Source organism: Kitasatospora sp. NPDC006697 (assembly GCF_042869935.1).
GTDB lineage: Bacteria > Actinomycetota > Actinomycetes > Streptomycetales > Streptomycetaceae > Kitasatospora.
The window spans coordinates 158,688-175,580 of sequence record NZ_JBIAGU010000019.1; the positions used below are offsets into that span (position 1 = coordinate 158,688).

The 16,893-nt window shown below is 73.6% G+C and carries 16 protein-coding genes; 4 read left to right on the forward strand and 12 right to left on the reverse strand.

The features are described 5' to 3' along the window. Positions 1-97: 97 nt before the first annotated feature. From ACFYNO_RS25355 to ACFYNO_RS25375, 5 genes are all read right to left on the reverse strand, one after another. Entirely contained in the window at positions 98-2,227 is a 2,130-nt protein-coding gene (locus tag ACFYNO_RS25355) for a 3-hydroxyacyl-CoA dehydrogenase NAD-binding domain-containing protein (RefSeq protein WP_388016732.1), read from the reverse strand. Between the two features lie 2 nt (positions 2,228-2,229). Continuing rightward, positions 2,230-3,447, reverse strand: coding sequence for a thiolase family protein (locus ACFYNO_RS25360; RefSeq protein WP_388016735.1), 1,218 nt, complete (start codon positions 3,445-3,447; stop codon positions 2,230-2,232). 146 nt (positions 3,448-3,593) lie between these two features. Then, complete coding sequence (locus tag ACFYNO_RS25365) at positions 3,594-4,838, reverse strand: HRDC domain-containing protein (protein WP_388016738.1); 1,245 nt, start codon at positions 4,836-4,838, stop codon at positions 3,594-3,596. A gap of 111 nt (positions 4,839-4,949) precedes the next feature. Then, a complete protein-coding gene (locus tag ACFYNO_RS25370) occupies positions 4,950-5,666 on the reverse strand; it encodes a LuxR C-terminal-related transcriptional regulator (RefSeq protein WP_388016741.1) in 717 nt (238 codons plus the stop codon). 303 nt (positions 5,667-5,969) lie between these two features. Further along, positions 5,970-6,620 (reverse strand): DUF3000 domain-containing protein, encoded by a 651-nt coding sequence (locus ACFYNO_RS25375; protein WP_388016744.1) that lies wholly within the window; start codon positions 6,618-6,620, stop codon positions 5,970-5,972. Positions 6,621-6,756: 136 nt separating this feature from the next. Here ACFYNO_RS25375 and hemE point away from each other — a divergent pair, with 136 nt between their 5' ends. The 3 genes from hemE to hemQ are packed head-to-tail and all read left to right on the forward strand — an operon-like array spanning position 6,757 to position 9,999. After that, complete coding sequence (hemE, locus tag ACFYNO_RS25380) at positions 6,757-7,833, forward strand: uroporphyrinogen decarboxylase (RefSeq protein WP_388016747.1); 1,077 nt, start codon at positions 6,757-6,759, stop codon at positions 7,831-7,833. Positions 7,834-7,868: 35 nt separating this feature from the next. Beyond that, complete coding sequence (gene hemG / locus ACFYNO_RS25385; protein ID WP_388016750.1) at positions 7,869-9,296, forward strand: protoporphyrinogen oxidase; 1,428 nt, start codon at positions 7,869-7,871, stop codon at positions 9,294-9,296. Next, positions 9,289-9,999: a hydrogen peroxide-dependent heme synthase gene (hemQ, locus tag ACFYNO_RS25390; protein WP_388016753.1), complete on the forward strand. Its 711-nt coding sequence runs from the start codon at positions 9,289-9,291 to the stop codon at positions 9,997-9,999. The genes hemG and hemQ overlap by 8 nt, the downstream gene beginning before the upstream one ends. A 42-nt stretch (positions 10,000-10,041) precedes the next feature. On the opposite strand, the gene ACFYNO_RS25395 is transcribed toward hemQ, so the two are convergent. The 7 genes from ACFYNO_RS25395 to ACFYNO_RS25425 form a co-directional block, all read right to left on the reverse strand. Further along, a complete protein-coding gene (locus ACFYNO_RS25395; RefSeq protein WP_388016756.1) occupies positions 10,042-10,809 on the reverse strand; it encodes a TIGR04222 domain-containing membrane protein in 768 nt (255 codons plus the stop codon). An 83-nt stretch (positions 10,810-10,892) separates the two neighbouring features. Further along, positions 10,893-11,396, reverse strand: a complete 504-nt coding sequence (locus tag ACFYNO_RS25400; RefSeq protein ID WP_388016759.1) for a SigE family RNA polymerase sigma factor — start codon at positions 11,394-11,396, stop codon at positions 10,893-10,895. 80 nt (positions 11,397-11,476) lie between these two features. Beyond that, positions 11,477-12,376, reverse strand: a complete 900-nt coding sequence (locus ACFYNO_RS25405; RefSeq protein WP_388016762.1) for a hypothetical protein — start codon at positions 12,374-12,376, stop codon at positions 11,477-11,479. A gap of 121 nt (positions 12,377-12,497) precedes the next feature. Next, positions 12,498-12,902, reverse strand: a complete 405-nt coding sequence (gene msrB, locus ACFYNO_RS25410) for a peptide-methionine (R)-S-oxide reductase MsrB (protein WP_388016765.1) — start codon at positions 12,900-12,902, stop codon at positions 12,498-12,500. Further along, complete coding sequence (gene murC, locus ACFYNO_RS25415; RefSeq protein WP_388016768.1) at positions 12,899-14,299, reverse strand: UDP-N-acetylmuramate--L-alanine ligase; 1,401 nt, start codon at positions 14,297-14,299, stop codon at positions 12,899-12,901. Before murC ends, msrB begins: the two co-directional genes overlap by 4 nt. A 108-nt stretch (positions 14,300-14,407) precedes the next feature. After that, a complete protein-coding gene (locus ACFYNO_RS25420; RefSeq protein WP_388016771.1) occupies positions 14,408-14,866 on the reverse strand; it encodes an indole-3-glycerol phosphate synthase in 459 nt (152 codons plus the stop codon). A gap of 122 nt (positions 14,867-14,988) precedes the next feature. Next, on the reverse strand, positions 14,989-15,765 hold the full coding sequence (locus ACFYNO_RS25425) for a pyrimidine reductase family protein (RefSeq protein WP_388016774.1): 777 nt from the start codon (positions 15,763-15,765) through the stop codon (positions 14,989-14,991). On the opposite strand from ACFYNO_RS25425, the gene zapE reads away from it, so the two are divergent. Next, the gene (gene zapE, locus ACFYNO_RS25430) at positions 15,764-16,858 is read left to right on the forward strand and encodes a cell division protein ZapE (protein WP_388016777.1); all 1,095 of its coding nucleotides are present in this window, start codon (positions 15,764-15,766) and stop codon (positions 16,856-16,858) included. The two genes, ACFYNO_RS25425 and zapE, sit on opposite strands and share 2 nt — an antisense overlap. Positions 16,859-16,893 lie beyond the last annotated feature (35 nt).

Sequence of the window (16,893 nt, forward strand, 5' to 3'; positions counted from 1 at the left end):
ATTATGCGCTTCGTCCTGATTTGCTGTATAGCGAAGGGCGCCCCTCCCTGGCAGAGGAGGGGCGCCCTTGGTCATCGCCGGCGGGGCCGGGTCAGGCTCAGACCGGCACGCTGGCCAGGCCGGGGGCCAGGAACTTCTTGCCGTTGACCCGCTCGGAGACGCCCTCGCGGTCCAGGTACGGGGTGATCCCGCCCAGGTGGAACGGCCAGCCGGCGCCGGTGATCATGCACAGGTCGATGTCCTGCGCCTCGCCGACCACGCCCTCGTCCAGCATCAGGCCGATCTCCTGCGCCACCGCGTCCAGCGCCCGGGCCCGGACCTGCTCCTCGGTGAGCACGCTGTCGCCGAAGGAGAGGAGCTCCAGCACCTCCGGGTCGAGCACCTGCTGCCCGTCCTGCCAGACGTAGAAGCCGCGCTTGCCGGCCTTGACCACCTTGCCCAGGTTCTCGGAGACGGCGAACCGCTCCGGGAAGGCGCCGTGCAGGGTCTCCGACACGTGCAGCGCGATGGCCGGGCCGACCAGCTCCAGCAGCGCGATCGGCGACATCGGCAGGCCGAGCGGCTGCACGGCCTTCTCGACGGTCTCGAACGAGGTGCCCTCGTCGATGATCGTCTGGATCTCGCCCATGAAGCGGGTCAGGATGCGGTTCACCACGAACGCCGGGGCGTCCTTGGAGAGCACCGCGGTCTTCTTCAGCTTCTTGGCGACCGCGAAGGCGGTGGCCAGCGAGGCGTCGTCGGTCCGCTCGGCCCGGACGATCTCCAGCAGCGGCAGGATCGCCACCGGGTTGAAGAAGTGGAAGCCGACCACGCGCTCCGGGTGCTCCAGCTTGGAGGCCATCTCGGAGACCGAGAGCGAGGAGGTGTTGGTGGCCAGGATCGCGGTCGGCGCGACCACGGCCTCCAGCTCGGCGAAGACGTTCTGCTTGACGCCCATCTCCTCGAACACGGCCTCGATCACGAAGTCCGCGTCGCCGAAGGCGGTCGCCTTGTCCAGGTGGCCGGAGACCAGGCCCTTGAGCCTGTTGGCCTTGTCCTTGCCGATCCGGCCCTTGGCCAGCAGCTTGTCGATCTCGGCGTGCACGTAGCCGACGCCCTTGTCGATCCGCTCCTGGTCGATGTCGGTGAGCACCACCGGCACCTCCAGGCGGCGCGCGAAGAGCAGCGCCAGCTGCGAGGCCATCAGGCCCGCGCCGACCACGCCGACCTTGGAGACCGGGCGGGCCAGCGACTTGTCCGGGGCGCCGAACGGCTTCTTGGCCCGGCGCTGCACCAGGTTGAAGGCGTAGAGGCCGGCCCGCAGCTCGCCGCCCATGATCAGGTCGGCCAGCGCGGCGTCCTCGGCGTCGAAGCCCTTCTGCAGGTCGGCGTCCTTGGCCTCCTGCATGATGTCCAGCGCGCGGTAGGCGGCCGGCGCGGCGCCGTGCACCTTGCCGTCGGCGACGGCGCGGCCCCAGGCGATGCACTGGTCCCAGTGCTCGCCGCGGTCGATCTCGGGGCGCACGACCACGGTCTCGCCCTTGAGGACCTTCGCGGCCCAGAGCAGCGACTGCTCCAGGAAGTCGGCCGGCTCGAAGATCGCGTCCGCGATCCCGAGCTCGAACACCTCCTTGCCCTTGAGCTGCTTGTTCTGCGCCATCGAGTTCTCGATGATCACCTTGACCGCGTTGGCCGGGCCGACCAGGTTCGGCAGCAGGGTGCAGCCGCCCCAGCCGGGGACCAGGCCGAGGAAGACCTCGGGCAGCGAGAAGGCCGGCACGCCCGCGCTCACCGTGCGGTAGTCGCAGTGCAGGCCGATCTCCACGCCACCGCCCATGGCGGCGCCGTTGTAGAAGGTGAAGGTCGGCACCGGCAGCGCGGCGATCCGCTTGAAGACCTCGTGGCCGCCCTTGCCGATGGCCAGCGCGTCGGCGTGCTCGGTCAGCAGCTCGACGCCCTTGAGGTCGGCGCCGACCGCGAAGATGAACGGCTTGCCGGTGATCGCCACGCCGGCGATCTGCCCGGCCGCGGCCTCCGCCTCGACCTGGTCCAGCGCCACCGACAGCTTGAGCAGCGAGCCCGGGCCGAAGGTGGTCGGCTTGGTGTGGTCGAAGCCGTTGTCCAGGGTGATCAGCGCCAGCCGGCCGGCCTGGCCGGGCAGGTCCAGGTGCCGTACGTGCGCGGTGGTGACGACCTCGCCGGGGAACAGCTCGGCGCCGCGGGTGAGGAGCTCGGTGGTGTTGGTCATGATCACTTGCCACCCTCGAAGTGCGGGTTCTCCCAGATGACGGTCCCGCCCATGCCGAAGCCGATGCACATGGAGGTCAGGCCGTAGCGGACGTCGGGGCGCTGCTCGAACCGGCGGGCCAGCTGGTTCATCAGGCGGACGCCGGAGGAGGCCAGCGGGTGGCCGAAGGCGATCGCCCCGCCGAACGGGTTGACCCGCTCGTCGTCATCGGCGATGCCGAAGTGGTCGAGCATGGACAGCACCTGGACGGCGAACGCCTCGTTGATCTCGAAGGCGCCGATGTCGTCGATGGTCAGGCCGGCCTTGGCCAGCGCCTTCTCGGTGGCCGGCACCGGGCCGATGCCCATGACCTCGGGCTCCACGCCGACGAAGGCGTAGGAGACCAGGCGCATCTTGACCGGCAGGCCCAGCTCGCGGGCGACGTCCTCGGCGGCCAGCAGCGAGGCGGTGGCGCCGTCGTTGAGGCCCGCCGCGTTGCCGGCGGTGATGTTGCCGTGCGGGCGGAACGGGGTCTTCAGGCCCGCCAGCGACTCCATGGTGGTGCCCGGGCGCATCGGCTCGTCCGCGGTGGCCAGGCCCCAGCCGGTCTCGCCGGCCTCGGGGTTGGTGTTGCGGATGGCGATCGGCACCAGGTCGGGCTGGATGTCGCCGTTGGCGTAGGCCTTGGCCGCCTTCTCCTGGGAGCGCACCGCGTAGGCGTCGCAGCGCTCCTTGGTGAGGTGCGGGAAGCGGTCGTGCAGGTTCTCCGCGGTCATGCCCATGAAGAGGGCGGACTCGTCCACCAGCTTCTCGGAGACGAAGCGCGGGTTGGGGTCCACGCCCTCGCCCATCGGGTGGCGGCCCATGTGCTCGACGCCGCCGGCCACCACGATGTCGTAGGCGCCGAAGGCGATGCCGCCGGCGGTGGTGGTGACGGCGGTCATCGCGCCGGCGCACATCCGGTCGATCGCGTAGCCGGGCACCGACTTCGGCAGCCCGGACAGCAGCGCGGCGGTGCGGCCGATGGTCAGGCCCTGGTCGCCGATCTGGGTGGTGGCCGCGATCGCGACCTCATCGATCCGCTCGACGGGCAGGTTCGGGTTGCGGCGCACGAGCTCCCGGATGCACTTGACGACCAGGTCGTCGGCGCGGGTCTCGTGGTAGATGCCCTTCGGGCCGGCCTTGCCGAACGGGGTGCGGACGCCGTCGACGAAGACGACGTCCCTCGCGGTACGAGGCACGGGGGCTCTCCTCCCAGGGGACATGGCATGGTGCGCAGCCCGGCGCCCATGGGCGAGCGGCACTGCTTCACGGCCATGCTACTGGTCGGTAACCAACTTGCCCAGGGCCGGGCCCCCGGAGGCGGCTGTGTCCCCCGCCACGTCCGTCAGACGGCCCCGGACTCTGCCTTCAGGAAGGCCGCGGCGACCGCCGGGGCCACCAGTTCGACCTGCCAGGCGCGAGCCCCGAGGGCCCGCAGGGCGTCGGCCACCGCGGCTGCGGTGGCCTCGGCCGGCGGCTCCCAGGAGACCCGGCGGATCAGCTCGGGGGTGATCAGGTTCTCGGCCGGCAGCCGCAGCCGCTCCGACAGCTCGGTGACCGCGGCCTTGGCGCCGGTCAGCCGGGCGGCCGCGACCGGGTCCTTCTCGGCCCAGGCGCGCGGCGGCGGCGGACCCTCGTGCGGGGCGGCGGCCGGCGGCAGCTGGGCCTCCGGGATCGCCCGGGCCCGGTCCAGCGCGGCCAGCCACTGCTCCAGCTGGCGCCGGTGCATCCGCGGGCCGAAGCCGGCGACGGCCTGCAGGCCGGGCAGGTTGGCCGGCATGGCCAGGGCGGCGGCCACGATGGCGGCGTCGGAGAGCACCCGGCCGGGCGAGACGTCCCGCTCCTGGGCCACCCGGTCGCGGGCCTGCCAGAGCTCGCGGACCGCGGCCAGCTGCCGCCGGCGGCGGATCTTGTGCAGTCCGGAGGTGCGGCGCCAGGGGTCCACCCGGGGGGCCGGGCGGGGCGCGGCGGCGATCGAGGCGAACTCCTCCAGCGCCCAGTCGAGCTTGCCCTGGCCGGCCAGCTCGGCCTCCAGCGCGTCCCGCAGCTCGACCAGCACCTCCACGTCCAGCGCGGCGTAGCGCAGCCAGGGCTCGGGCAGCGGGCGGGTGGACCAGTCCACCGCGGAGTGCTCCTTGGCCAGGCTGTAGCCGAGCACGTTCTCGGTCATCGGGCCCAGGCCGACCCGGGCGAAGCCGGCGATCCGGCCGGCCAGTTCGGTGTCGAAGAGCCGGTGCGGGCGCATCCCCACCTCGGCCAGGCAGGGCAGGTCCTGGGTGGCCGCGTGCACCACCCACTCCGCCTCGGCCAGCGCCTCGCCGAGCGGGGCCAGCGAGGGGCAGGCGATCGGGTCGATCAGTGCGGTGCCGGCGCCGGCCCGGCGCAGCTGGATCAGGTACGCGCGCTGGCCGTAGCGGTAGCCGGAGGCCCGTTCGGCGTCCACGGCGACCGGTCCGGTGCCGGCCGCGAAGGCCGCGATCACCGCGTCGAGCGCCGCCTGGTCGGCCACCACCGGTGGCAGGCCCTCCCGGGGTTCGAGGAGCGGCACCGGGACGGTCTCTACGGCGATGGCTTCAGCGGCGTCGGTCACCCACCAAGGGTACGACGACCCCCGCTCGGTGGACCCTGATCGTCAGGCGCGGACCTGCCCGGATGCCAACGGCGGCCCGGAGGAAACGTTCCTCCGGGCCGCCGTCGCGGCTCAGTGGATGATGCCGGTCCGCAGCGCGACCGCGACCATGCCCGCCCGGTCGCCGGTGCCCAGCTTGCGGGCGATCCGGGCCAGGTGGCTCTTCACGGTCAGCGCGGAGAGCCCCATCGCCACGCCGATCGCCTTGTTGGACTGACCCTCGGCGACCAGCCGCAGCACCTCGACCTCGCGGCCGGACAGCTCGCGGTAGGCGGCCGGCGCGGCGCCCGGCGCACCGGGGGCCCCGGGCGCGCCCGGCGCACCGTGGTGGCCCGGGGCGCCCGGGATGCCGGGCCGGCGCATCCGCCCGGCCAGCCCGGCCGCGCCCAGCGGCAGGCCCGGGCGGCCGGGCATCGCGACGTTGGTGCGGGTGCCGGTGACCACGTAGCCCTTGACGCCGCCGGCCAGCGCGCTGCGCACCGCGCCGATGTCGTCGGCGGCGGAGAGCGCCAGCCCGTTCGGCCAGCCCGCGGCCCGGGTCTCGGCCAGGATGGTCAGGCCGGAGCCGTCCGGCAGGTGGACGTCGGCCACGCAGATGTCCCGGGGGGTGGAGACCCGCGGCCGGGCCTCGGCGATCGACGACACCTCGATGACGTCGCGGACGCCGAGGGCCCACAGATGACGGGTGACCGTGTTGCGGACCCGGGGGTCGGCGATCACCACCATCGCGGTGGGCTTGGTCGGGCGGTAGGCGACCACGTTTGCGGGGTGCTCTAGCAGGACCGACACCGTGCCTCCTGAGGGGAGTGGCGGACGGAACCCCGATGGGCGAAGGAGTCGGAGTGTTCCGCGTGTGGAAAGGGTCACAGACTGCTTCGGCATCATCCGTGCCCGGCTTTAGCGAATGATCACGATCTAGTGAGTCACAATACGGACAAATCGAGCGGATGATTGATGCAACATGCCCAGAAGTCGGAGGAAATCGAACGAAACCCACACGAAACGATCGGCCGGTGTGCGTGAGTTGACGCCCCGTAACCCCCAGTGAGCAGCGGGGACCGGGTCTGCGGGGGTCTGGCGGGGCGTCAGCCTTCAGTGTGAGCGGGGACGGCGGCGCGCGGGCATCGGGACCACTCCGCCGAGTGACGGCGCGTCGGCCGGCGGCAGGGGCGCGGGCACCGCGGGGGGCAGCCCCGCGCAGACCGCCAGCAGGTCCGCCCAGGCGGACAGGTGGCGCTCGAACCGGCCGTCGGCCGGGGTCCAGGAGGCCCGCAGCTCCAGCTCGGTGCTGTCGGTCCGGTCGGCCAGCGCGCCGAAGTACTGCGAGGCGGCGTGGGTCACCGTGCCGCCCGGCTCGGCGTAGCCGGCGCCGTGCGCCTGCAGCGCGTCCATCAGCCAGGACCAGCCGACCTCGCCGAGCATCGGGTCGCCGGCGATCTCCGGCTCCAGCTCGGCCCGGGCCATCGTCACCACCCGGAACTCGCCCTGCCAGGCCTCCTGGCCGGCCGGATCGTGGAGCAGCACGAAGCGCCCGTCGGCCAACTCCTCGCCGTCCACCTCCACCTCGGCGGTCACCGCCCAGGCGAACGGGGCCAGCCGGCGCGGCGCCGGAGTGGGGGAGAGCCGCACCTCGGGCCGCACCCGGGCCGCCGCCAGCGCCTGCACGGCGGCCGTGAACCCGATCGGCGCCGACTCCTTGCCCGTCCCGCCGTGCTGCGCGGGGTTCCCACCGACCGATGCCATGAGCTGAAGACTAGGCCCTGTGCGACAGTTCCCCCAGGACCGGCACGCCATGCCACCAGTCGACCACGTCTGAAATTGGACAATCCCACGAGCTGGGCGCGACCGGCGCCGCGATCACGCGTGGGAGGATGGCGCGGTGAGTGAGACGACCGCCGCCCAGCCCTCCGTGCGCCGCACCGCCGCGCACGACTCCGCCTTCCTGCGCGCCTGCCGGCACGAGCCGGTCCCGCACACCCCGGTCTGGTTCATGCGGCAGGCCGGCCGCTCGCTGCCCGAGTACCACAAGGTGCGCGAGGGCATCCCGATGCTCGAGTCCTGCATGCGGCCCGAACTGGTCAAGGAGATCACCCTGCAGCCGGTCCGCCGGCACAAGGTGGACGCGGCGATCTTCTTCAGCGACATCGTGGTCCCGCTCAAGGCGGTCGGCATCGACGTCGAGATCAAGCCCGGCGTCGGCCCGGTGATCGCCGACCCGATCCGCACCAGGGCCGACCTGCAGCGGCTGCGCCCGTTGGAGCCCGAGGACGTCGGCTACGTCACCGAGGCGGTCGGCCTGCTGGTCGACGAGCTCGGCGACACCCCGCTGATCGGCTTCGCCGGCGCCCCCTTCACCCTGGCCAGCTACCTGATCGAGGGCGGCCCGTCCAAGGGCCACGAGCGCACCAAGGCCATGATGTACGGCGAGCCCGAGCTCTGGGCCGAGCTGGTGGACCGGCTCGCGGTGATCACCGCCGGCTTCCTCAAGGTGCAGATCGAGGCCGGCGCCTCGGCGATCCAGCTCTTCGACTCCTGGGTCGGCTCGCTCGCCCCGGACGACTACCGGCGCTCCGTGATGGCGGGCAGCGCCAAGGTCTTCGACGCGGTGGCCGGCTACGGCGTGCCGCGGATCCACTTCGGCGTCGGCACCGGCGAACTGCTCGGCCTGATGGGCGAGGCCGGCGCCGACGTGGTCGGCGTGGACTGGCGGGTGCCGCTGGACGTCGCCGCCGGCCGGGTCGGCCTCGGCAAGGCGCTGCAGGGCAACCTGGACCCGGCGGTGCTCTTCGCCCCGACCTCCGTGGTGGAGACCAAGGCCCGCGAGGTGCTGCACGCCGCCTCCGCGCTCGGCACCAGCGGCCACATCTTCAACCTCGGCCACGGCGTCTCGCCCAGCATGGACCCGGACGCGCTGACCCGGCTGGTCGCCTTCGTGCACGAGGCCAGCGCCCGCTGACCCGGCCGGACGTGAGGACTGCGAGACTGCCAGCCATGGCTGAACCACGCACCGCAGCACTGCCCAGGGTCGCCGTGATCGGCGGCGGGATCACCGGCCTGGCCGCCGCCGCCTTCCTCTGCGGCGCCGCCGAGGGGCCCGCCCGGGCCCGGGTGGTGCTCTTCGAGTCGGGCGGCCGGCTCGGTGGCAAGCTGCACAGCGGCGAGGTCGGCGGGGTCCGGGTCGACCTGGGCGCCGAGTCCATGCTGGCCCGCCGCCCCGAGGCGGTCGGCCTGGCCCGCGCGGTCGGGCTCGGCGAGGCGCTGCAGGCGCCCACCACCGCCAAGGCCGCGGTCTGGACCCGGGGCGCGCTGCGCCCGCTGCCGGCCGGTCAACTCATGGGCGTGCCCGGCGACCTGGGTGCACTGGCCGCCTCCGGGGTGCTCACCGAGGCCGGCCTGGACCGGGCCCGGCAGGAGCGTGCCGCCCGGTTCGGCGAGGACACCTCGATCGGCGGCTATGTCGCCGACCGGCTCGGCCGGGAGGTGGTGGACCGGCTGGTCGAGCCGCTGCTCGGCGGCGTCTACGCCGGGCGGGCCGAGGAGATCTCGCTGCGCGCCGCCGTGCCGCAGCTGCTGGCCATCGCCCAGGGCGGCGGCTCGCTGGTCGAGGGCGTGCACGAGCTGCTCTCCCGGCCCAGCGCCGGCGGCCCGGTCTTCGCCGGGCTGCCCGGCGGGATCGGCACCCTGCCGCTCGCCGTCGCCGAGGCCTGCCGCGCGGCCGGTGCCGAGCTGCGGCTGGACTCCCCGGTCGGCGAGCTGCGCCGCACCCCGCAGGGCTGGCTGGTGGACGGCGAGGCCTACGACGCCGTGCTGCTCACCGTGCCGGCCCCCGTCGCCGCCCGGCTGCTGGCCCGCGAGGCGCCCGCCGCGGCCGCCGAACTGGCCGGCGTCGAGTACGCCGGGATGGCCCTGGTCACCATGGCCTTCCACCGGGCCGAGCTGCCCGCGCCGCCGCCCGGTAGCGGCTTCCTGGTGCCGCCGGTGGACGGCCGGTCGATCAAGGCCGCCACCTTCTCCAGCCAGAAGTGGGGCTGGCTGGCCGAGTCCGCGCCGGAGGCCTTCCTGCTGCGCACCTCGCTCGGCCGGCACCGCGAGGAGGCCGCGCTCGACCTGGACGACGCCGAGCTGGTCCGCCGCTCGCTCGCCGACCTGCGCGAGGCGGTCGGGCTGACCGCCGTCCCGTACGCCACCGCCGTCACCCGCTGGCGGGCCGGCCTGCCGCAGTACCCGGTCGGCCACCAGGACCGGGTCGCCCGGATCCGGGCCGCCGCCCGCGCCACCGGGGGCCTGGCGCTCGCCGGCGCCGCCTTCGACGGCGTGGGCATCCCGGCCTGCGTGGGCAGCGCCCGGCGGGCCGCCGAAGAAGTAGTGACCTCCTGCCAGGGGCAGGGGGAGCGAAGGGAGAATGAGGACCATGACTGAGAGCACCGAGCAGCCCGCGAAGAAGAAGGCCCGGGACCTGAACCAGGTCATCCGCTACACCATGTGGTCGGTGTTCCGGCTGGAGGGCGTCCTCCCGGAGGACCGCACCGGCCTGGCCGCCGAGGTCGAGGAGCTGTTCGAGCAGCTGGCCGCCAAGGACGTGGTGGTCCGCGGCAGCTACGACGTCTCCGGCCTGCGCGCCGACGCCGACCTGATGATCTGGTGGCACGCCGAGAGCTCGGACGACCTCCAGGAGGCCTACAACCGGTTCCGCCGCACCGCGCTGGGCCGGCTGCTCGCCCCGGTCTGGTCGAACATGGCGCTGCACCGCCCGGCCGAGTTCAACAAGTCGCACATCCCGGCCTTCCTGGCCGACGAGCACGCGCGCGAGTACGTCTGCGTCTACCCGTTCGTCCGCTCCTACGAGTGGTACCTGCTGCCGGACGAGGAGCGCCGGCAGATGCTGGCCGAGCACGGCATGATGGCCCGCGGCTACCCGGACGTGCGGGCCAACACGGTCGCCTCCTTCGCGCTCGGCGACTACGAGTGGCTGCTCGCCTTCGAGGCCGACGAGCTGCACCGGATCGTCGACCTGATGCGCGACCTGCGCCCGTCCCGGGCCCGGCTGCACGTCCGCGAGGAGGTGCCGTTCTTCACCGGCCGCCGCAAGCCGGTCGCCGACCTGCTGGCCGGCCTGGCCTGACGCACCGCCACCCCGCGCCCGGCTCGCGGGCGGCGCACCGGCTCAGCCGCGCAGCGCCGCCCGCAGCCGGGCGTCCGGCACCGCGTCCGCCCCGCTCATCGCCACCGCGGTGAGCAGCCGCCGCTCGGTGTCCGACTCGCCGCGCCGGCCCGGCACGCGCAGCTCGCGCAGCACCCGCTGACCGGCCGGGGCCGCCCAGCGGGTGTAGGGGTGCACGTCCACCCGGGCCATCAGCAGGGTGCCGGTGGTGAGGATCAGCGGCAGCGAGAACCAGGCCAGGGTGGCCGTGCCGCCCGGCTCGCCCGGCCGGGTCAGGGTCAGCGCCGCCAGCAGCAGCACGACCGCCAGCACCAGCGCCTGGCGGACCTGGCGGACCGCCTGCAGGGTGCTCTCCCGGATGCCGGCCGGCGTGGCCAGGCCGGCCAGCGAGAGCCGCACCCCGATCTCGGTCACCGTCGGGTGGTCCACCAGGGCCTGCCGCAGCTCGCTGGTGCGGCACTGCCCCTCCGGGCCGATCTCGCCGATCAGCGCCCGCTCCAGCCGGCTGCGGCCGAGCGGGTCGACCACCGTGGTCCAGCCGGTGTGCGCCAGGTGCAGCCGGCCGCGGCCGCTCATCAGCACCAGCGCCAGGTCCACCACCCGGCTGGGCCCGCCGGCCAGGTAGGCCGTCTCGTAGAGGCCGATCGACAGCGCCTCCGGCTCCTCCTCGGCGATCCCCGCCATCGCGTCGGCGGTGGCTGCCGCCCGGACCAGGCGGAGGCAGGAGACCACCGCGATCACGCAGGCCGGGACGAGGAAGAGCAACCACATGGGCCCAGTTCTAAACCTCTCTGATGACAATCGGCACGGCTTATCCCCAGCGCGATACGGAATCGTGACCATCTGACGGATGGTCAGCCGAGCAGCAGGCGCCCCTCCTGGCCGAGGTGGGCCCGGAGCGCGGCCACCGAACGGGCGCTCTGCGACTTCACCACCGAGACGCTGACCCCCAGCACCTCGGCGGTCGCCTCCACGCTCAGGTCCTCCCAGTAGCGCAGCAGCACGATCGCCCGGTCCCGCTTGGGCAGCCGCTCCAGCGCGTCCAGCAGGGTCAGCCGGGTGGCCGCGGGGTCGGCGGCGCCGTCCGGCTCGTCCGGTACCCGGTCCACCGCCAGCTCGGTGCTGCTGCGCAGCCGCCGGTGGTCCAGCAGCGCGTTCAGCAGCACCTTGCGGGCGTACTGGAACGGGTCGGAGCCCGGGGTGCGGGTGATCCGGTTCCAGTGGACGTACATCTTGGTGAAGGTGGTCTGGGTCAGGTCCTGGGCGAGGTGCCAGTCGCGGCACATCAGGTAGGCGATCTGCCGCAGCCGCTTGGCGCTGCCTTCGGCGAAGGCGGTGAACTCTGCTTCGTTGCGCACGTGGAACCCCCGGGTCGGTCGCTGGTGTGGGAACGCCGGTCGCCGCGGCCCCGGGAGGGGCCGCGGCGGTCGCCGGTGGGCTACTGCGGCTCGGGCAGGTTCGGGTAGGCGGCGTCGGCGGCCTGGACGAACGCGGCGGGCATCCTCGTGTTGATCAGCGGATTGTCGGCCAGTGCGATCGCCTGGTCATGGGTCAGGACCACGGTGGCCGAGGGGTTCTGGCTGCCGGTCCAGTCGAGGCAGGAGGAGAGGTCGATCCCGACGCCGATGCCGTCGGGGCGGTAGACGATGATGCTCTGCGCCTGGATGCAGTTCTTGGTGTTGGTCAGCACGTGCACCTGGTCGCCGGCCCGGTCGGTCGAGCAGGCGATGGTGACGTTCTGGGAGCCCTCCGGCACCGTGCAGGGCCCCGCGGTGTCGTAGCTGAACGCGCTGGCGCTGATCCGGCCGTTGCTCGAGCCGCTGTGCAGCTGGAGGAAGACGGTCGGGTCGGTGGTGATCGGGGGCTTCGGCAGGTCGGCGCTGAAGTGGTCGGCGGTGAACCCGGCCGGCAGCGACTTGACCACCGCGTCGAGCAGGGCGGCCGCGGTGGCCGGGACCAGCGCGCCGCCGCCGGAGGCGGAGGGCGAGGCGGCGGACGCGGACGCGGTGGCCGAAGCCGGCGCCGACGGGGTGGCGGAAGCGGAAGCAGAGGCGGAAGCGGAAGCAGAGGCGGAGGCGGAAGCGCCCACCGGTGCCTCCAGCGCCGCCGCCGGGCCGATCTGCTGGACGGTGGTGCCGCCGTGGCCGTGGCCGACCGCCTGCCCGCCGAGCACCGCGGTCACGGTGGCGACGGCGGCCACCGCCGCCGTCGCCCCGATCGCCCGGAACCGCCGGACCCGGCGGCCCTGGCGGGCCGCCTGCCCGACCAGGTCGCCGACCGGCGGCTCGCTCAGCCGGGACAGCTCCTCGCGCAGGGCGTTGCTGAACTCGTCGTTCATCTCGGATGTCCTTCTGGTGGTCTCAACCGCACGCCGGCCATGCGGGCCCGTTCGGCACGGGCTCTGACCACCAGGACGGATCGGACAGCCGATCCGGTCGCAGGCCTCTCCGGATTTTTCGCTACTCGGCCGGCCGCAGGGTCAGCGAGATGCTGTTGATGCAGTAGCGCTGGTCGGTCGGGGTCGGGTAGCCCTCGCCCTCGAAGACGTGCCCGAGGTGGCTGCCGCAGCGGGCGCAGCGCACCTCGACCCGGCGCATGCCGAGCGTGGTGTCCTCGATGTACTCGACCCGGTCGCCGGCCAGCGGCGCGAAGTAGGAGGGCCAGCCGCAGTGGCTCTCGAACTTGGCCTCCGAGCTGAACAGCTCGGAGCCGCAGGCCCGGCAGGCGTAGACGCCGGCGGTCTTGGTGTCGGTGTACTCACCGGTGAACGGGCGCTCGGTGCCCGCCTGGCGAAGCACCCGGAACTCGTCCGGGTTGAGCTGGGCCCGCCACTCGGCGTCGGTCTTCTCGATCTCGTAGGTCATCGTGCGAGCTCCTCAAGGATGGCCGGACCGAGGTTGGTGACGTCCCCGGCTCCCATGGTGAGAACCAGATCGCCCGGCTTGGCCATCCCGGCCAGCAGCGCGGGCGCGGCGTCGAACCGGTGCTCGGCGGCCACGTCCGCCCCGGCCCGGCGGGCGGCCCCGATGATCAGCTCGCTGGTGACGCCCGGGATCGGGTCCTCGCGGGCCGGGTAGATGTCCAGCACCACGGAGGCGTCGGCCAGCGCCAGCGCCTGGCCCATCTCCTCGGCCAGCTGCTGGGTGCGGCTGAACAGGTGCGGCTGGAAGACCACCAGCACCCGGCCGTCGGTGGACTCCCGCACCGCGTCCCGGATCGCCTCCAGGTCGGCGGCCATCTCGGTCGGGTGGTGCGCGTAGGAGTCGATCACCTGCACGCCGCCCGCCTCGCCCTTGAGCTGCAGCCGGCGGCGCACCCCGGTGTAGGAGCCCAGCGCCTCGGCCAGCCGCTCGGCGGGCACGCCCAGCGCGACGCCGGCGGCCAGCGCGGCCACCGCGTTGTGCGCGTAGTGCCGGCCGGGGACGGAGACGGTGAAGGCCAGCTCGCTGCCCTCCAGCTCCACCACCACCTGGCTGGTCATGCCGCGCGGCGCGATCGAGAGCACCCGCACGGTGGCGTCCTCGGCGGCGCCCACGGTGACCACGTTCAGCCCCTCGCGGCCGGCCACCCGGGCGGTCAGCTCGCGGGCGCCGGGGTGGTCGGCGGAGACCACCAGGGTGCCGCCGGGCTGGATCCGGCCGACGAAGGTCTCGAAGGAGTCGTGGATCTCGTCCATCGAGGCGTAGTTGGCGTGGTGGTCCAGCTCCACGTTGAGGATGATCGCGACCTCGGGGGCGTACTTGTGGAAGCTGCGGTCGCTCTCGTCCGCCTCGGCCACGAAGATCTCGCCGGCGCCGTGGTGCGCGTTGGAGCCGGGCGCGTCCAGGTCGCCGCCGATCGCGTAGGACGGGTCCAGGCCGAGGGCGCCCAGCGCCACCGCGAGCATGCTGGTGGTGGTGGTCTTGCCGTGGGTGCCGGCCACCGCCAGCGCCCGGCGCCCGCCCATCAGCGCGGCCAGCGCGTCGGAGCGGTGCACCACCGGGATGCCGCGCTCGCGGGCGGCGGCCAGCTCCGGGTTGTCCTCGCGGATGGCGCTGGAGACCACGATGCTGCTGGCGCCGTCCGGCACGTTCGCGGCGGCGTGGCCGACCGCGACGGCGGCGCCCAGTTCGCGCAGCGCCAGCACGGTCTCGGACTCCTTGGCGTCGCTGCCGGAGACCTTGGCGCCGCGGACGGTGAGGATCTTGGCCAGTCCGGACATGCCGGCGCCGCCGATGCCGATGAAGTGCGGGGCGTGCAGGTCGTGGGCGGCGTCGTTCAAGGGAGTGCTCCGTAGGAAGTGGCGAATCGTCCTCGCGAACGGGGGCCCCGGACCGGGGCGCGCACGCAAGGACGATTCTGCACCACCGGAGGGTTCCGGCCGCTCCGCTCAGGTCTCGCTGGCGAACAGCTTCAGCACCGGGACGCCGACCTTGTGGCGGGCCTGGGAGGCCCAGTCGCGGTGGAAGAACTCCTCCACGAAGTGCGGCGCGGTGAGCACCAGCACCTCGTCGGCGCCGGTCTCCTCGACCACCGCGCGCAGGCTGTCCAGGGGGTGGGCCTCGACCACCTTGCCGACCGCCTCGGCGCCGGCCGCGCGCAGGTGGCGCAGGCTGTGCTCCAGCGACTCGCCCGCGACGGCGCCGGCATCGGCCTCCTCGTGCTCGTGCACCGCCTTGTCGAGATGTCCGAGGGCCACGTCGTCGAGGGCCCGCAGGAGCTCGTCGGTCTTGCCGCGGGGTTGCATCAGGACGACGAAGGAGACCTTCTCCTCGCCGTGCAGCGTGGTGACCAGCTCCACGTCGGCGTCGGAGAGCGCCTTTTCGATCATCAGTACGGTCTTGAACACAAGAGTCCCTTCCGTGTTGCAGGCCCCCGGGGTCCGGTGTCCCCTCCCATAGTGCCCGGAGGAAGCTTTCCTCACGCGGCACACGCGGCACTCGCGCCACGTGGGAGTGAGCAACGGACCCGTCAGCTGACGGGCAGACGGCAGTAGCGGGTGAAGAGGAAACCTTTCTGCTCGATCAATGAGACCAGCCGCATCCGCTGCGCGTCAGCCATTTCCGCACCGTGCGCGATCCGCGGCGCCCCGCCGGCGGTCAGCAGCGGGGCCAGCGAGAGGCAGAGCTCGTCCAGCAGCCCGGCCTCGGCCAGCCCGCCCAGCAGGTGCGGGCCGCCCTCGGTCAGCTGCCGGGTCCAGCCCCGGGCGGTCAGCTGGGCCAGGGCGGCCGCCAGGTCCACCTCGCCCTGCCCGGCCAGGACCAGCTCGGCCACCGCGCCCACCTCGGCCAGCCGGTCGGCCGGCGCGTCCTCGGTGGTCACCACCACGGTGGGCACCAGCGGCTCGGTGAAGAGCGGCGCGGCCAGGTCCAGCCGCAGCGAGCGGCTGACCACCGCGATCGCCGGCACCGCCGCCTGCCCGGCGGCCGCCCGGGCCGCCTGGAACGCCTCCCGGGCCCGGGCCGGCCGGTAGCCCTCGGCGCGGACCGTCTCGGCGCCCACCAGCACCACGTCGGCCAGTGCCCGCAGCACGCCGAAGATCCGCTTGTCGGCCTCGCTGGAGAGCCCCTCGGAGAGGCCGGCCAGCCGGGCCGCCCCGTCCAGCGAGGAGACCATGTTGGCCCGCAGCCAGGGGTGCCCGAGGTTCACCTGCTCGGGGTACGCGTAGACGGCGGCGAGCGACTCCAGCGAGTCGTCCAGGGGTGTGCCGGGGGCCTCGAGGTGTGACGGAGAGATCAGCTGGTACATGATCCGGAGTCTTCCACGGCGCGTACCCTTTACTACCGTGTCCGGAGCCTTCCATGCTGATGCCATAACCGTCACCACCACCCCGGTGGCGCTCTCCGCCCGCAAGCCGGTGGTCCCGGCCGAGCGGCTGGTGGCCGAGATGGTGCCGCCGCCGCGCTTCGCGGGGGTGAGTTTCGGCTCCTACCTGCCCGACCCGACCCAGCCCAGCCAGCAGCAGGCGGTCGCGGTGCTGGAGGAGTTCGCGGCCGCGCTGAACACGGCCGAGGCGCCCAGGCGCGGCTGGTTCCGCGGGCGGGCCAAGGCGCCGACCGGGCCCGCGGGCGTCTACCTGGACGGCGGCTACGGCGTCGGCAAGACCCACCTGCTCGCCTCGCTCTGGCACGCCGCCCCCGGGCCCAAGGCCTTCGGCACCTTCGTCGAGCTGACCAACCTGGTCGGCGCGCTCGGCTTCCAGCAGGCGGTGCGCACCCTCTCCGGGCACAAGCTGCTCTGCATCGACGAGTTCGAGCTGGACGACCCGGGCGACACCGTGCTGGTCTCCACCCTGCTCTCCCGGCTGGTCGAGGCCGGGGTGAAGCTGGCGGCCACCTCGAACACCCTGCCGGAGAAGCTGGGCGAGGGCCGGTTCGCCGCCACCGACTTCCTGCGCGAGATCCAGGGGCTCTCGGCGCACTTCCGCACCGTGCGGATCGACGGCCAGGACTACCGCCACCGCGGCCTGCCCGCCGCCCCGGCGCCCTACACCGACGAGCAGGTGGCCGAGCGGGCCGCCACCGCCCCGGGCGCCTCGCTGGACGACTTCCCGGCGCTGCTGGCCCACCTGTCCGCCGTCCACCCCAGCCGCTACGGCGCGATGCTGGACGACGTGCACGCGGTCTTCCTGCGCGGCGTGGTGCCGGTGGACGACCAGTCCACCGCGCTGCGCCTGGTCGTGCTGGCCGACCGGATGTACGACCGGGAGCTGCCGATCACCGCCTCCGGCATCCCCTTCGACCAGGTGTTCTCCGCGGAGATGCTGGCCGGCGGCTACCGCAAGAAGTACCTCCGGGCGGTCTCCCGGCTGGTCGCGCTGGCCCGGGACTCCGCCAAGTAGTCGCCGCCCTGTCACCGGTGGGTCGTACGGTGGGA

Coding starts and splice junctions, on each gene's coding strand:
- ACFYNO_RS25355 (WP_388016732.1), bottom strand. CDS start 2,227: ATGACCAACACCACCGAGCTCCTCACCCGCGGCGCCGAGCTGTTCCCC.
- ACFYNO_RS25375 (WP_388016744.1), bottom strand. CDS start 6,620: ATGGCATCGGTCGGTGGGAACCCCGCGCAGCACGGCGGGACGGGCAAG.
- hemG (WP_388016750.1), top strand. CDS start 7,869: ATGGCTGAACCACGCACCGCAGCACTGCCCAGGGTCGCCGTGATCGGC.
- hemQ (WP_388016753.1), top strand. CDS start 9,289: ATGACTGAGAGCACCGAGCAGCCCGCGAAGAAGAAGGCCCGGGACCTG.
- ACFYNO_RS25395 (WP_388016756.1), bottom strand. CDS start 10,809: ATGTGGTTGCTCTTCCTCGTCCCGGCCTGCGTGATCGCGGTGGTCTCC.
- ACFYNO_RS25405 (WP_388016762.1), bottom strand. CDS start 12,376: ATGAACGACGAGTTCAGCAACGCCCTGCGCGAGGAGCTGTCCCGGCTG.
- msrB (WP_388016765.1), bottom strand. CDS start 12,902: ATGACCTACGAGATCGAGAAGACCGACGCCGAGTGGCGGGCCCAGCTC.
- zapE (WP_388016777.1), top strand. CDS start 15,764: ATGATCCGGAGTCTTCCACGGCGCGTACCCTTTACTACCGTGTCCGGA.
- ACFYNO_RS25425 (WP_388016774.1), bottom strand. CDS start 15,765: ATGTACCAGCTGATCTCTCCGTCACACCTCGAGGCCCCCGGCACACCC.